Source organism: Streptomyces spectabilis (genome assembly GCF_008704795.1).
Classification (GTDB): Bacteria; Actinomycetota; Actinomycetes; order Streptomycetales; family Streptomycetaceae; genus Streptomyces; species Streptomyces spectabilis.
Map to the genome: position 1 here is coordinate 1070414 of NZ_CP023690.1, position 15254 is coordinate 1085667.

14 protein-coding genes are annotated in these 15254 nt (G+C 72.3%); 8 read left to right on the top strand and 6 right to left on the bottom strand.

The annotated features are described in order from the left end of the window. Positions 1–18: 18 nt before the first annotated feature. Positions 19–1425 carry a short-chain fatty acyl-CoA regulator family protein gene (locus CP982_RS04345; protein WP_150509247.1) on the bottom strand — a complete coding sequence of 469 codons (1407 nt, stop codon included), beginning with the start codon at positions 1423–1425 and terminating at the stop codon, positions 19–21. Positions 1426–1862: 437 nt separating this feature from the next. Between CP982_RS04345 and aceA the strand changes: the two genes are divergently transcribed. The 3 genes from aceA (at position 1863) to CP982_RS04360 (ending at position 5688) form a co-directional block, all read left to right on the top strand. Beyond that, the gene (aceA, locus tag CP982_RS04350) at positions 1863–3146 is read left to right on the top strand and encodes an isocitrate lyase (RefSeq protein ID WP_150509249.1); all 1284 of its coding nucleotides are present in this window, start codon (positions 1863–1865) and stop codon (positions 3144–3146) included. A 116-nt stretch (positions 3147–3262) separates the two neighbouring features. Then, positions 3263–4804, top strand: coding sequence for a malate synthase A (gene aceB, locus CP982_RS04355; RefSeq protein WP_150509251.1), 1542 nt, complete (start codon positions 3263–3265; stop codon positions 4802–4804). Then, positions 4801–5688 (top strand): 3-hydroxybutyryl-CoA dehydrogenase, encoded by an 888-nt coding sequence (locus CP982_RS04360; RefSeq protein WP_150509252.1) that lies wholly within the window; start codon positions 4801–4803, stop codon positions 5686–5688. The genes aceB and CP982_RS04360 overlap by 4 nt, the downstream gene beginning before the upstream one ends. On the opposite strand, the gene CP982_RS04365 is transcribed toward CP982_RS04360, so the two are convergent. The 3 genes from CP982_RS04365 to CP982_RS04375 form a co-directional block, all read right to left on the bottom strand. Then, positions 5685–6056 (bottom strand): nuclear transport factor 2 family protein, encoded by a 372-nt coding sequence (locus CP982_RS04365; RefSeq protein ID WP_150509253.1) that lies wholly within the window; start codon positions 6054–6056, stop codon positions 5685–5687. The two genes, CP982_RS04360 and CP982_RS04365, sit on opposite strands and share 4 nt — an antisense overlap. A gap of 87 nt (positions 6057–6143) precedes the next feature. Beyond that, positions 6144–6476, bottom strand: coding sequence for a hypothetical protein (locus CP982_RS04370; protein ID WP_150509254.1), 333 nt, complete (start codon positions 6474–6476; stop codon positions 6144–6146). A 145-nt stretch (positions 6477–6621) separates the two neighbouring features. After that, positions 6622–7425, bottom strand: coding sequence for an aminotransferase class IV family protein (locus CP982_RS04375; RefSeq protein WP_150509255.1), 804 nt, complete (start codon positions 7423–7425; stop codon positions 6622–6624). A gap of 106 nt (positions 7426–7531) precedes the next feature. Between CP982_RS04375 and CP982_RS04380 the strand changes: the two genes are divergently transcribed. Continuing rightward, positions 7532–7879: a MerR family transcriptional regulator gene (locus tag CP982_RS04380; protein ID WP_150509256.1), complete on the top strand. Its 348-nt coding sequence runs from the start codon at positions 7532–7534 to the stop codon at positions 7877–7879. 48 nt (positions 7880–7927) lie between these two features. On the opposite strand, the gene CP982_RS04385 is transcribed toward CP982_RS04380, so the two are convergent. After that, positions 7928–9304, bottom strand: coding sequence for a serine hydrolase domain-containing protein (locus tag CP982_RS04385; protein ID WP_150509257.1), 1377 nt, complete (start codon positions 9302–9304; stop codon positions 7928–7930). Between the two features lie 104 nt (positions 9305–9408). Between CP982_RS04385 and CP982_RS04390 the strand changes: the two genes are divergently transcribed. Both CP982_RS04390 and CP982_RS04395 read left to right on the top strand, forming a co-directional pair. Further along, positions 9409–10089, top strand: coding sequence for a TetR/AcrR family transcriptional regulator C-terminal domain-containing protein (locus CP982_RS04390; RefSeq protein WP_150509258.1), 681 nt, complete (start codon positions 9409–9411; stop codon positions 10087–10089). A 140-nt stretch (positions 10090–10229) separates the two neighbouring features. Beyond that, positions 10230–13079, top strand: coding sequence for a hypothetical protein (locus tag CP982_RS04395; RefSeq protein WP_150509259.1), 2850 nt, complete (start codon positions 10230–10232; stop codon positions 13077–13079). Here the strand turns inward: CP982_RS04395 and CP982_RS04400 are convergent. After that, positions 13073–13306: a hypothetical protein gene (locus tag CP982_RS04400; RefSeq protein ID WP_150509260.1), complete on the bottom strand. Its 234-nt coding sequence runs from the start codon at positions 13304–13306 to the stop codon at positions 13073–13075. The genes CP982_RS04395 and CP982_RS04400 overlap by 7 nt on opposite strands. Positions 13307–13359: 53 nt before the next feature. On the opposite strand from CP982_RS04400, the gene CP982_RS04405 reads away from it, so the two are divergent. Beyond that, positions 13360–14802, top strand: coding sequence for an MFS transporter (locus CP982_RS04405; RefSeq protein WP_150509261.1), 1443 nt, complete (start codon positions 13360–13362; stop codon positions 14800–14802). Further along, positions 14802–15251, top strand: a complete 450-nt coding sequence (locus CP982_RS04410; protein WP_150509262.1) for a MarR family winged helix-turn-helix transcriptional regulator — start codon at positions 14802–14804, stop codon at positions 15249–15251. Before CP982_RS04405 ends, CP982_RS04410 begins: the two co-directional genes overlap by 1 nt. Positions 15252–15254 lie beyond the last annotated feature (3 nt).

A 15254-nucleotide genomic window follows, 5' to 3' on the forward strand; every position in this document is an offset into this window, starting at 1 on the left:
CGGGTGGCGCCGCCGCGTTCAGCGCTGCTCGTCGGCCACCGGATACGGCACGAACGTGCTGCTGTGCTGGTCGATGCGCAAGGCACGGCCGAGCGGGGGCGCGGCGCGCTGGGGGCAGTCGAGGCGTTCGCAGACGCGGCAGCCCATGCCGATGGGGGTGGCCGCGGTGTCGCTGTCCAGGTCCAGGCCGTCGGAGTAGACAAGGCGGCGGGCGTGGCGGATCTCGCAGCCGAGGCCGATGGCGTACGTCTTGCCGGGCTCGCCCCAGCCGCCGCGGTGCCGGGTGATCGCGCGGGCGGTCCACAAGTAGCGCTGCCCGTCGGGCATGTCGGCGAGCTGGACGTGGATGCGGCCCGGCGCGGCGAACGCCTCGTAGACGTTCCACAGCGGGCACGTGCCGCCGGCCCGGGAGAAGTGGAAGGCGGTGGCGGACTGGCGCTTGGACATGTTGCCCGCGCGGTCGACGCGGACGAAGGAGAACGGGACGCCGCGAAGGCGGGGCCGTTGCAGGGTGCTCAGCCGGTGGCAGACGGTCTCGTAGCCGAGGCCGTAGCGGTCGGTGAGGCGTTCGATGTCGTAGCGGACCTCCTCGGCCGCCTCGTGGAAGGCGGCGTACGGCAGGACCACGGCGGCGGCGAAGTAGTGGGCGATGCCGATCCGGGCCAGGGCGTGGGCGGGTGAGCCCGGTGTGAAGTCGTCGGCGGCCTGCCGGTCGAGCCCCTCCCCGAATTCGAGCAGGGCGAGCTGGGTGGCCATGCGGAAGGCGCGCTGGCCGGGCCGCAGCCGGGTGGAGAGGTGCAGGGTGCGGGTCGCCGCGTCGTAGTGGTGCAGGTGCCCGCCGGTCTCACCCGACAGACGCACGCCGTGGGCGTCGCACAGACGTGCCGCCAGGGCCCGCAGGACCTCCCCGGGCCGGATGCCGATCTCCTCGGCGAGGCGCTCGGCCGCGAGGTCGGTGTCGTGCAGGTAGTTCTGGCGGCGGTAGAAGAAGTCGCGGATCTCCTCGTGGGGCGAGCGGGGCGCGTCGGCGGCCTCGTCGCGCCCTTCGGCGGCCCCGGCCAGGCGCTCGGACAGGAGCTGGTTGCGGCGGCCCAGGTCGAGGAGCACCCGCGCCACCTCCGGCATGCGGGAGGCGAGTTCGGCGAGGTCGGAGGTGGAGACCCGGGACGCGCCGATCTCCGCGGTCAGTGCCTCGTGCAGGTCCGCGACCAGGCGGGTCGTGTCGCGCTCGGAGAAGAAGCCCGGGTCGACGCCGAAGGTCTCGGTCACCCGGAGCAGGACGGGGACGGTCAGCGGGCGGGAGTCGTGCTCCATCTGGTTCAGATAGCTCGGCGAGATGCCCAGGACGCGCGCGAGCTCCGCCTGGCTCAGCCGCCGTTCCTCGCGCAGCCGCCGCAGCCGCGCTCCCGCGTAGGTCTTGCTCACCGCGCTCCTCCGGGTCCGATGTCCGAGTCCGATGATCCGAGTCCGAGTACGAGACCGAGTACGAGACCGAGTCCGGGCCAGCGTAGGCGAGACGGCGCCCGTCGCACCCTTCGCAAGCTTGGCAATCCCGAGCGGGAAGATTCGCAGAACTTGGCAGGGCTCCAGCATTGATGGCACTCAGTGCCAGTGCCAGAGTTTCCCTGCGGCCCGCCGGACCCGGCAGGCGCCAGTCGGTACCGGGGCTCAATTCACCGCCCTGACAGCGGAGTTCCCAATACCGGCGGCGCTCGTACCGGCAGCGTTGCTCACCTTCGCCCCACCGGCGTTACGGCGGGCCGCACCTTCTGAAACCACTTGATGAGACACGCAGTGCCAGCACCGGGCCGAGGACGGCACGGCATTGGCAGACGCCACAGACCGAGGAGACGGTGACAGTCATGGCAGAGGCGAGGACACAGGCGGCCGAGGAGCTGGCGCGGCGCTGGGCCACCGACCCGAGGTGGCGGGGCATCGAGCGCACGTACAGCGCCGAGGACGTGATCCGGCTCTCCGGCAGTGTGCGCGAGGAACACACCCTGGCCCGGCGCGGCGCCGAACGGCTGTGGCGCCAGCTGCACGAGCGCGACTACGTGCACGCGCTCGGCGCGCTGACCGGCGGCCAGGCCGTCCAGCAGGTCAGGGCCGGGCTCCAGGCCATCTACCTGTCCGGCTGGCAGGTCGCCGCCGACGCCAACCAGGCCGGTCACACCTACCCGGACCAGAGCCTCTACCCCGCCAACTCGGTGCCGCAGGTGGTGCGGCGCATCAACAACGCGCTGCTGCGCGCCGACCAGATCGCCACCGCGGAGGGCGGCACGGACACCACCGACTGGCTCGCGCCGGTCGTCGCCGACGCCGAGGCGGGCTTCGGCGGTCCGCTCAACGCCTTCGAGCTGACCAAGGCGATGATCGCCGCCGGTGCCGCGGGCATCCACTACGAGGACCAGCTCGCGTCCGAGAAGAAGTGCGGCCACCTCGGCGGCAAGGTCCTCGTGCCCACCGCCCAGCACGTCCGCACCCTCAACGCGGCACGCCTCGCCGCCGACATCGCCGACGTCCCCACCCTCGTCGTCGCCCGCACGGACGCGCTCGCCGCCAACCTGCTCACCAGCGACGTCGACGAACGCGACGCCGAGTTCGTCACCGGCGAGCGCACCGCCGAGGGCTTCTACCGCGTCCGCAACGGCATGGCGGCCGTCATCGCCCGCGGCCTCGCCTACGCCCCGTACGCCGATCTGCTCTGGGTCGAGACCGGCACGCCCGACCTGGCCCAGGCCCGCGAGTTCGCCGAGGCCATCCACGCCCGCCACCCGGACCAGATGCTCGCGTACAACTGCTCGCCGTCCTTCAACTGGAAGGCCGCGCTCGACGACGACCAGATCGCCAAGTTCCAGCGCGAGCTGGGCGCGATGGGCTACCGCTTCCAGTTCATCACCCTGGCCGGGTTCCACTCCCTCAACCACGGGATGTTCGACCTCGCCCGCGGCTACGCCGAGCACGGCATGACCGCGTACGTGGACCTCCAGGAGCGGGAGTTCGCCGCCCAGGAGTACGGCTTCACCGCCGTCCGGCACCAGCGCGAGGTCGGCACCGGCTACTTCGACCTGGTCTCCACCGCGGTCAACCCGGCCTCCTCCACCACCGCGCTCTCGGGCTCCACCGAGGAGGAGCAGTTCCACTAGTCGCTCCGCCGGTTCTGCGGCGCCCTGCCGTCGCTTGTCTGCGGGGGGCGTCGTGGCCGGTCGCGCAGTTCCCCGCGCCCCTCCGGGGCGCTCCCGACGCAGCTCAGGAGAGTCCGATGGCCATCAGCACCCTCGCCCATGGCGTCCGCGTCCGCGCGCCCTTCGGCGACCGGCACGACGAGATCCTCACCCCCGCCGCGCTGGACTTCGTCGGCCGTCTCGCCGCCGCGTTCGGCGAGCGGCGACAGGAGCTCCTCAAGGAGCGCCGCCGCCAGGCCCTGCGCCTGGCGGCCGGCTCCCCGCTCGACTTCCCGCTGGCGACCGCCGCCGTCCGCGCCGACCCGACCTGGCGCGTGGCACCGCCCGCCCCCGGCCTCACCGACCGCCGCGTGGAGATCACCGGCCCGCCGGAGCGCCGCACGGCCGTCGCCGCGCTCAACTCCGGTGCACAGGTGTGGGTGGCCGACTTCGAGGACGCCACCTCGCCGACCTGGGACAACGTCGTCGGCGGCCAACTCGTGCTGCGTGACGTCGTCGAGCGGCGCACCACCCTCGTGGTCCGGCCGCGCGGCCTGCATCTGGACGAGGCGCACCTGGAGCACGCGGGCCGGCCCGTGCCCGCCGCGCTCGTCGACTTCGGCCTGTACTTCTTCCACTGCGCGCGGCCGCAGCTCGCCGCGGGCCACGGCCCGTACTTCTCGCTGCCCAAGCTGGAGGACCGCTACGAGGCACGGCTGTGGAACGACGTGTTCCTGCTCGCCCAGGAACTCCTCGGCATTCCCCGGGGGACGGTCCGCGCCACCGTCCTGATCGAGACGATCACCGCCGCGTTCGAGATGGAGGAGATCCTCCACGAACTGCGCGAGCACGCGGCCGGGCTCACCGCGGGCCGCTGCGACTATCTGTTCAGCCTGCTCAAGACGTTCGGCCACCGCACCGACTTCCTGCTGCCCGACCGCGCCAAGGTCACCATGACCGCCCCCTTCATGCGGGCGTACACCGACCTCCTGGTGCGCACCTGCCACCGGCGGGGCGCCCACGCCGTCGGCGGCATGGCGGCCCAGGTGCCGGGCCGGGACCCGGCCGCCCGGGAGGCGGCCCTCGCCACCGTGCGCCTCGACAAGGAGCGGGAGGCCGAGAGCGGCTTCGACGGCTCCTGGGTCGCCCACCCCGGCCTCGTGTCCACGTGCCGCGCGGTGTTCGACGGCGTCCTCGGCGAGCGCCCGCACCAGATCGACCGCAGGCGCGACGACGTGGCGGTCACCGCCGCCGACCTCCTTTCGGTGCGGCGCGTCAGCGGCCCGCCCACGCCGGAGGGCGTGCGCGCCAACATCGCCGTCGCGCTGCGCTACTTCGCCGCCTGGCTGCGCGGCGAGGGCTCCGTGGCCGTGGACGGCCTCCTGGAGGACACGGCCAGCGCCGAGATCGCCCGGACCCAGGTCTGGCAGTGGCTGCGGCACCAGGTGATCGACAAGGAGACGGTCCTGAGGCTGCTCGACGACGAGGTCGCGGCGCTCGGCGGCGCGTACCCGTGGGCGCCCCTCGACGAGATCCGCGCGCTCTTCGAACGGACCACGCTGTCCGTCGAGTTGCCGCAGTTCTTCACTCCGGACGCGTACGCGCGTCACCTGGTGCGACGGACGGAGGCCGGGGCATGAGCGGCGGCATCCGGCGCGTCGGCGTGGTCGGCGGCGGGCAGATGGGCGCGGGCATCGCCGAGGTGTGCGCGCGGGCGGGCCTGGACACGGTGGTCTGCGAGGTGGACGCAGTCGCGGCCCGCGCCGCCCGGGACCGGGTCGCGGCGTCCCTCGACCGCGCGGTGCGGCGCGGCAAGCTGGAGCGCGCGGCGGCGAGGGAGGCGCTCGACCGCACGGTGTTCACCGGCAGTCTGGAGGACCTGGCCGACCGGCAGCTCGTCATCGAGGCCGTGGTGGAGAACCCGGACGCCAAGACCGAGGTCTTCACCGCCCTCGACAAGCTCGTCGAGGATCCGGCCGCCGTCCTCGCCACCAACACCTCCTCCCTGCCGATCACCCGCCTCGGCATGGCGACCGGCCGGGCGGACCGGGTCGTGGGCCTGCACTTCTTCAACCCCGTCCCGGTGCTGCCGCTGGTGGAGGTCGTGACCTCGCTGCACACCTCGGCCGCGACGGTCGCCGCGGCGGAGGACTTCGCGGCCCGCGCGCTCGGCAAGACGGTGATCCGCTCCCAGGACCGGGCGGGCTTCGTCGTCAACGCGCTGCTCATCCCCTATCTGCTGGCCGCGGTCCGGATGGCGGAGTCCGGCTTCGCCACGGCCGCGGACATCGACGCGGGCATGGAGCTGGGCTGCGCCCACCCCATGGGCCCGCTGAAGCTCGCGGACCTGATCGGCCTGGACACCGTCGCGTCGATCGCCGAGTCCCTCTACGACGAGTTCCGGGAGCCGCTGTACGCACCGCCGCCACTGCTCCAGCGCATGGTGGAGGCGGGGCTCCTGGGCCGGAAGTCCGGCCGGGGCTTCCACGTCCACGAGCGGGACGAGGTCGGCCGGGTCGGCTAGGTCGGCTTGATCTCGCCCGCGAAGACGATGATCTGGTCGATGAGGCTGCGGCGGAGGTGCACGACGTCCGTGCCCGCGAGGCGTGGGCCTTCGTCCGGCGTGGTGAAGACCCACTCGTACCGGGCCCATTCATCCGGCATGTCCACCGCGGAGCAGCGCACCATCGTGCCGGTCCCCGCCGGGTGCCGCCGGATGTCGAGGACGAACCGCTCGACCGCCTCGATCCCCTCGCTGCGGCCCAACGGCCCCCAGAAGACCACGTCCGAGGTCAGGGCCTGGGCGAGCAGCGTGGTCACGTAGCTGTCGTGCGAGGCGTTGAAGGCGGAGATGAACGTGTCGATCGCGGATCGCGCGGTCTCTTCCTGCATGCCCCAGTCATACCAGGCTCTCCGCGGAACGCGCCGGGTGCCGCCTTCAACGGCCGCGGCGGTGCCGGCCGTTCCGCCGCTGGGTCGTCACTGGTTCCTCCACTCGGTGTCGAAGGACGTCCACGTGGCGCCGGGCGCGCAGCGGGCCGTGGAGCCACGCTTGTTGGTGGCGTTGTACGTCGGGGCCCACTCGCCGTAGGCGGTGCCATTCGTGCAGTGCGCGACGGCGCGGAAGAACTTCAGCGGCTCCGGGCCCTCGGCGACCCAGCACGAGGTCGAGTAGAACGTCCGCTTGACGTCCCAGAGGGCCGAGCAGTCGTAGCTGCGCAGGCCGGTCGAGTGGGCGGACGCGGGCCCCGCGAGTGCCGCCGTGGCGGTCAGGGCGAGTACCGACGCGGTGAGGGCGAAGTGTTTCGGCATGGGGCCACGATGGTCCGGCCCGGCGCGTCCGGCTCGCCGGGACACACCGGGCCACGGGGCGGCCCTCCTTTCGGCGCAGCGACCTGCCCGCGCCCAGGCCGGGCACGCCGGCCGGCGGCCGCTGTCGCTTCGGTGAGGCGGGCGGCTAGGGACGCACCAGCGGTTCCGCCTCGTACGCCTTGTGCAGCAGGTCCAGGAAGGGCGGGGCCTCGGGGAGCGGGGTGGAGCCGATGCGGTGGACCGGGATGCCGGGTGTCCAGGAGTTCATGACGACGGCCCCGGAGAGCGTCGGCAGGTCGGCGGGGGTGACCTCCCGCTCGTGCTGGGGGACGCCGAGGCGGTCCAGTTGGCGCCGGACGATGCTCATGGTGGTGCCCGCGAGGACGTCGGCGACGGGCCAGACCACGGCGGAGCCGTCCCAGAACGCCAGGTTCCAGATGGTCGCCTCGCTGAGCCGCCCCCGGCGGTCGACGAAGGCGGCGTCGTCGAAGCCCCGCGCGACGGCCTGCCGCAGGAGGCGCGTCTTGGCCACCTCGCCCACGTGCTTCACGGCGGGGAGGTCCCGCTCGTGCTCGACGGTGGCGAGGGACAGCGGGCCCTCGGGGCCCGAGGACGCCGGTCCGGTACGGACGAGGACGGCGGGCTCCGTGTCCGTCCCGGCGGCGGTGAACTCGCCCGCCCGCGAGTACACCGTCGCCGTCAGCGAGTGGTCCTGCGGCCCGTCCTCGATCGCCGCCCGCAGCAGGGCACGCACCCGGTCGTCGGGCAGCGCGCGGCCGAACAGTTCCTCGGAGGCGAGCCGCAGCCGTCGTAGGTGGAGGTCGAGTCCGCGCACCCGGCCGTCGCGCACCTGCGCGGCGGTGAAGTGGGCGAAGCCCGCGAAGGCGAGCGGCGCCAGCTCTTCGGCGGTGGCCGGGCGGCCGTCGATGTGAGTGGCGAAAGAGGTCATGGCATGCTCCCGTGACGTGGATCGCCAGGCGTGGAATGCCTGGCCACGGGGCGACGTTAAGCCTTCACATCGGTGACAAGGTCAAGCACGGACGAGGCGGGAGCAGATGCTGATCGGGGAGTTGTCCCGGCGTACCGGGGTCAGCACGAGGCTGTTGCGGTACTACGAGGCCCAGGGCCTCCTTGAGGCGGAGCGTGGCCCGAACGGCTACCGCGAGTACGCCGAGGACGCGGTGGTGACCGTGCGCAAGGTGCGGGCCCTGCTGAACGCGGGCCTGACCACCGAGGTCATCCGCGTGGTGCTGCCCTGCACCCGGGGCGAGCAGCAGCCCGGCTTCGACTGGTGCGCGGACCTGCGGGCGCTCCTCGACCGGGAGCTGGCGGCCATGGACAAGCGCATCGACGGCCTCCAACGCAGCCGCGGCGCGCTGGCGGGCTACTTGGAGCAGCCCTGAGCGGCTGCGTCTCTTGGCGGCGAGGGCACCGACCGGCGCGCCGACCGGTCAGGAGTCCCGCCGCACCCGGCCGAAGAGGCGGCCGCCGAGGTCGATGCCGGTGACCGTGCCGTGGGGGTCGCGGGAGAAGTAGCCGCGCTCGCCCTTGAGGCCGCCTTCCAGGACGAGGTACTCGTCGCCGTCGCCGGGCAGGAAGGCGATGGTCGCGGGCGGGTAGCCGGGGGGCATCTCCTCGTCCGAGGCCTCGCGGATCTCCGGCTTGATCTCGACGGCCAGGGTGAGGCGGGTGCCGTCGGTGGCGATGTCGACGTTCATGGCGTCGATGTCGTAGCGGCCGGTGACCTGCCGAGCCAGCGCCTCGTCGTACGGGACCGGCTCCGGCTCCTTCTCGACGACGCCGAGGTAGCGCCGAAGGGCCCACTTCAGCACGGACTGGTTGCAGGTGTAGCCGTCCGGGCCGACGTTCGACAGGGCGACCACCGCGAAGTTCCGCTCCGGGACGATGAGCAGTTCGGCGAACTGGCCGGTGCCCGAGCCGCCGTGGCCGATGCCCTGGACGCCGTCCAGGTCGTGCAGGAACCAGCAGATGCCGAAGCCGTCGCCGAGCGAGCTGGAGCGCAGCTCCACCGTCCGCTCCCGCATGCGGTGCAGCGCCTCGGCGGGCAACACGCCCTTGCCGTCGCCGAGTAGGAACCGCGCCCAGCGCAGCAGGTCGCTCGCCGACGAGGCGAGGCCGCCGCCGGGGTTGTCGGCCCGCGCGCCCTCCTTGAAGGCTCCCCACGGCCGGGCCGGCTCCAACGCCCCGTCGTCGCCGCGGTTGTAGCCCACCGCGAACTTGCGGACCATCACCTCGGCCAGTCCGTACACGGTGTCCGACAGGCCCACCGGCTCCAGGACCAGCGAGGCCACGGCCTGCTCGAAGGGAAGGTCCGTGACCTTCTCGATGATCCGCCCGACCAGGTTGTACCCGGCCTGGCTGTACGAGGCGCGGGTGCCGGGCGGCGCGATCAGCGGCAGCTCGTGCAGCTTCGCCACGAGCCCGGCGAGGGAGCGGTCGCCCCGGCCGTCGTCGATCAGGTTCCAGTCCAGGCCCGCGGTGTGGTTGAGCAGGTTCAGGACGGTGATCCGCTCCACCGCCTCCTCGTCGGCGAGCCGCAGTTCGGGGACGTAGCGCCGCACCGGCGCGTCCAGGTCGACCTTCCCCTCGGCCACCAGGCGCATCAGCGCGGTCGCGGTGAACGTCTTGGACACCGACGCCAGGTGGAACAGCGTCTTCTCGTCGACCGGCGTCGGGTCGGCGAGGCTCGTCACGCCGTGCGACGCGAAGATCTCCTGACCGTCCACCAGGATCCCCACGGACATCCCGGGAACCCCGAACTCCGTGGCCCGCGCCTCGACCGCTTCCGCCAGCTCCTGCTGCGACATCGCTCCCCCTTCGAGCACTTGAACTAAGTACGAGTGAAGCGTAGACCGCCACTCGAACTAAGTGCAAGGGCGGGCATGAACTAAGTACAAGTAGGGTGGTGGCCATGGTGCGAGACACGCTCACCGCAGACCGGATCGTCCGTGCGGCCATCGAGCTCCTTGACGAGGAGGGCCTCGACGGCCTGAACATGCGCAGCCTGGCCGCCCGGCTAGGCTCGGCCGCCACCGCCGTCTACTGGCACATCAAGACCAAGGACGAGCTGGTCCGGCTCGCCAGCGACGCGGTCTGGCTGGAGGTCGAGCGGCCGGACCTCGACGCCACGGACTGGCGCACGGCCGCCGCCGCCCAGGCCACCGCCATGCACGCGATGCTCACCCGGCACCCCTGGCTGGGCCAGGCGTTCGGCAGCCACCTCATGCACGGCCCGGGCCAGGCGCGCTTCGACGACCTCAGCCTCGCCGTCTACGAGAAGGCGGGCTTCACCCCCGCCGACGCGGACCGGGCCGCCGCCACGGTGTTCATCTTCGTCCTCGGCAGCGCGCTCGGGCCCGCCGCGGAGGTCTCCCTGAAGCGCCGCCTCGGCAAGAACGGGGCCGACGCCGAGCAGCGGATGGCCGACGCCATGGCCCAGGCCGCCGAAGTCGCCGAGGCCTACCCGCGCCTGCGCGCACGCCTCGGCACCGTCTCCGCCGCGCAGTACACCGCCGCGCCCGATGACAGCTTCGCGTTCGGCCTCCGCGCCATCCTGGACGGCTTCGAGGCCCGCCTCGCCGCGGAGGAGTAAGTAGCCCGCGGCCCGACCGCGGTGTTCCGCTGGGCGGAACGACCGCTGGCCTTTTCGCCGTGCACCTCGACATAGTCGGCATCCCCGCGCCACTGCAGACGCGGGCGCGTTGAGGAAGCTCATCGACAGAGGTGCCGCACATGACACTCATGCGTCTCACGCTCAACACCCTCTACCTCTTCGAGGAAGAAGAGGCGGGCTCGACCCGTCTGGGGCTGTACGTCAGGGTCCTGGACAACTCCGGGAACCAGGTCGACGAATTCCGCTGGAACAGACGCAACGGCGAGGTCGAGGACAACTTCCAGTACCCGCTGGACGGCGACCAGGAGTACCCCAGCGTCCTGGTCTTCGACATCGGCGGCGTCCCGGGCGGCATCGGCCGCCTCAACGTCAAGGCGTACACGGACAACGACGAACGCTGGCCCGACGAAGGCCACCACGAGAACTTCCTCGGCGAGGCGGAGGTGGTCTTCGACACCCGCGAGCCGAGCCAGCTCGGCCAGGTGCTGCTCGGCCCCACCACCACCGACAACGGCCACACCGGGTACGCCGTCACCGGCCTGCTCGAAACCGTGCCGCCCCGCGGATTCCGGCACGTACGGCTCGTCTTCCGGGACGTGGTGGTCTTCGACGACGAGAACAGCGACTTCACCCACATGGGGTTCTACGTCCGCGCCTTCGCCCCGGCCCAGGGCGACGCCGAGGCGATCGACCGGGAACTCCTGCGCTGGAACAACAACGGTGACCGCGTCTTCGACGAGGCGCTCTTCCCGCTCGCCAGCGCCACCCCCTCCCCCGTGACCACCCTTGCCGTGGGCGGGCCGACCCGGATCTGGGTCGAGGCGTACACCCACGACGACGAGGCCTGGCCGAGCGGCGGCGCCTACGAGAACCACCTCGGCCGCGCCATGATCACCATCGACCCCGGCGACCTCGACACCCTGGGGCGCCACGTCATCGGGCCCACCCAGACCGACCAGACGCACAACGGCTTCCTGGTCACGATGAGCAGCGAGCTGCTGCCGCCCGACGCCACGCCGAACCTGGAGATCACCGGCGTCGAAGTCACCCAGGCCACCCAGCACTTCACCCCGCCCGCGGGCGGCACCCCGCACGCGCTGGCGGCGGGCAAGGCCACGCTGGTCCGGGTCTACCTCGACTCCGGCATCGATCCGCGCGAGGGCGGCGGCACGGTCGACGGAGTGGTCGGGACGCTGAGCCTCAACGGCGGCTCGTTCACCGTCCCTTCCCTCAACCCGATCACGGCCCGGCCCAGCGCACTCGTCGACCGGGGGCAGATCGGGCACACCCTGAACTTCCTCATCCCCGCCGACCGGGTGACCGCCGGGACGGCCAAGATCCTGGTCCAGGCCGAGGTCGCGGGCACCATGAGCAACCCCATGGAGGTGACGGCCGACTTCCGCGCGACGCGGCCGGTGACCATCTGGATGGTGCGGGTGTCGACCCCGACGGTCCCGGCGATCAGCGCGGCACGCTACCGGGCCGTCGCCGACACGCTGCCGCTGCGCTATCCCATCGCCGACACGGGCGGGGTCGTCTACTACACGGTTCCTGGTCTCACGGAGATCCACACCACGCGCGACCTGACCGACGAAGGCGAGCAAGGCGACTTCATCGACGACCTGGAAGACATCCAGGAGGACCACGGCAACGACGACCAACTGCTGTACGCGATGCTCGACCTCGCCGTGCCCATGAGCGTCGGCGGCAAGGCGCGGTACGACGACCACGTGGCGTTCGGGTACGAGCGCGTGACCACCTTCGCCCACGAGGTGGGCCACCTCATGGGCCTGCGGCACGCTCCGTGCGGCGGCCCGGAGAACGTCGACGAGGAGTTCACCCCGCCCGACGGCCGCATCGGCGAGGTCGGTGTCGAACCGCTGACCCGCAGGGTCCACCCGGCCACCACCGGTGACCTGATGAGCTACTGCGACCTCAACACCCGCTGGATGAGCGGCTATCACTGGCTACGGCTGCTCAGCGCCCTGTCCGTACGCGCCGAACAGGCCGAAGCGGCACCGCCCGAGGGCCCCGCCCACGGCACCGTCCCCGCCGTCCACACCTCCACCAGCCGCCCGTTCCCGGGCGAGTACGTGCGGGTGCGCGGGAGGATCACCCGCTCCGGAACCGTGCGCTGGTCGCCCGGTCTGCGCACCTTCCGCAAGCCGTCCCCGCCCCGGACCGTCCCAGGACCGACGTACACCGTGTCGGTGGAGGACGCGGCCGGTCAGGTCCTGGCCGGCTCGCCGACGGCGGTGGTCTTCGACAGTCCCGAACAGCAGGAGGCCCTGTTCGGCGCCCGGCTGCCCTACACCCCCCGGGCCCACCGCGTCGTCCTGCGCCGCGACGGAACCGAACTGGGTGCCATGGTCGTACCGTCCGGGCCGCCCCAGTTCGCCCTGAGCGCGCCCCTGTCCACGCCGGAGATCGACACCGACGGCGTGCTCCACCTGCGCTGGCAGCGCCTGGACGTCGGAGAACCCGAGCCGCGCCCCGCATACACGTACTACGTGCGGTTCACCAACGCCGACGGCACCTTCGCGCCCCGCCCCGGCGTCAACCTCACCGGTACCGCCTTCGACCTGGACCTGCGCACCATGCCGGGCCACCGGCGCTGCGTGGCGCAGGTCATCGCGACCAACGGCTATCACACGTCGTACGTCCAGACGCCGGTGTTCGCGCTGCCACCGCGTCCGCCGCAGGTGCTGGCCGGTGACACCGACGGCCCGCTGCTGCACGCGCAGGGCAGTTCGCCGCAGTACGGTCCGATCACCGGCGCCGACGTGGCGTGGCTCGTCGACGGGCGCGCGGCGGCCACCGGCGTCTCCTTCGACGCCCGGTCCACCGGCTCCGGGGCCCATGCGATCGCGGTCAGGGTCACCGACCCCGACGGCCTGCACACCACATCGCCGCTCGGGACGTTCGACGGCACGGACGGACGGCGCCTGCCGGTCCCGCCGGGTCAGTAGGCGTCGGCGCCCTCGGCGGCCGCCGACGCGGCCAGGAAGTCCGTGGTGATGCCCAACAGGTAGACCGCCGCGAGCCGTTGCTCCGCCCGGTCGAAGCGGGTGGCGTCCTCCAGGCAGCGGATGCCGGGCCGGGCCGCCCGCTCGTGCTCGCCCTGGAGCAGCATCACCACGCCGAGGCCCCACAGGGCGCGAGCGCGGACGACGAGAAGGCGCCACACCGCACCCATTTACTTGTATGCTCACAATGATTTCACTGACACAAGTAAATCGGAGCCTCGTCATGCCGGACGCCCTTCCTCGACGGCCCTGGCTCGTGCTCGCCATCTGCTGCATGAGCCTGCTGATCGTCAGCCTCGACAACACGATCCTCAACGTCGCTCTGCCCTCCATCCAGCGCGACCTGGACACGTCGGTGTCCGGGCTGCAATGGACGGTCGATGCCTACACGCTGGTCCTCGCGAGCCTGTTGATGCTCTCCGGGTCGACCGCCGACCGCGTGGGCCGCCGCCGGGTCTTCCAGGTGGGGCTCGTCGTCTTCACCGCGGCATCCCTGCTGTGCAGCCTCGCTCCCGGGCTCGGCTGGCTCGTCGTCGCGCGGATACTCCAGGCGGTCGGCGGCTCGATGCTGAACCCCGTCGCCATGTCCATCATCACCAACACCTTCACCGACGCCCGCCAACGCGCCCGTGCCATCGGCGCCTGGAGCGGCGTCGTGGGCATCAGCATGGCCGCGGGGCCGATCGTCGGCGGAGCGCTCGTGGAGTCGGTCGGCTGGCGGTCGATCTTCTGGCTCAACGTGCCGATCGGCCTGGCCGCGCTGTTCCTGACCCGGAGGTACGTCCCGGAGTCCCGGGCCGCGCGGGCCCGCCGGGCGGATCCGGTCGGCCAACTCCTCATCGCCGTACTCCTCGCCGCGCTCACGTACGCGATCATCGAGTCGCCCCACCTCGGCTGGGCCTCGCCCCTCGTCGTCGGCTGCGCGGCCGCGGCCCTGTGCGCGCTGCTCGGCCTGCTGTGGTACGAGCCGCGGCGCACCGACCCCCTCATCGACCTGCGCTTCTTCCGTTCCGCACCGTTCTCGGGAGCCGTCGCCATCGCGGTCGTGGTGTTCGCCGCTCTGGGCGGCTTCCTGTTCGTCAGCTCCTTGTACCTGCAGGACGTACGGCGGTACGACGCCCTGCACGCCGGGCTCTTCATGCTGCCCATGGCGGTCATGGCGATGCTGGCCGCCCCGCTGTCCGGCCGCCTCGTGGCCTCGCGGGGGCCGCGCACTCCGCTGCTGCTCGCCGGCGCTGCCCTGTGCGCGAGCGCCGTGCTGCAGGCGCTCACCTACTCCGAGCGCCTGCCGGTGGCCGTCCTCGTCGTCGCGTACCTGCTCTTCGGTACGGGCTTCGGCCTGGTCAACGCGCCCATCACCCATACCGCGGTGTCGGGGATGCCCCGTGAACAGGCGGGTGTCGCGGCGGCCGTGGCCTCCACCAGCCGGCAGATCGGCCAGACCTTCGGCGTGGCCGTCATCGGCGCCCTCATGGCCGGTGCGGCCCGTACGGACACGGCGGCCTTCATCGACGCGGGCCGGACCGCGTGGTGGATCGTCGCCGGCTGCGGCGCCGCCGTGCTGATCATGGGTACGCTCACTACCGGCCGCTGGGGCCGGGCAACGGCGCGGCGCACCGCGCGGCAGTTCGCCGCAGAGGAGACCAAGGAGCCACTGAACGCCTGATGGAGCGCCACGCCGACAAGGGTCCCGCCGGGGACGACGACATCGCCGGAAAGGCGGCCCGCGCCTGGCAGGGCCTGAACACGCTCCTGCTGGAGCGCTACCAGCTGCGCAAGGCCGTCTCCGAGGCCCTCGGCATGAGCTTCAGCCGCGTCCGGGCGCTGCGCCGCCTCGCCGCGGGCCCGATGAGCCTGCGCGAACTGGCCGAGCGGATGGGCTCCGACCCGCCCTACACCACGGTCATCGTCGACGATCTCGTACGGCGCGGCCTGGCCGAGCGCATCACCAACCCGGCCGACCGCCGCTCCAAGCTGGTCCACCTGACCGAGGACGGCCAGGCGAAGGCCGAGCTGGCCATCTCCATCATCACCACCCCGCCCGACGCCTTGCTCGCCCTGCCCCGTGAGGACATCGAGGCGCTCGACCGCATCGTGGCGAAGCTCTTGGACTGAGCT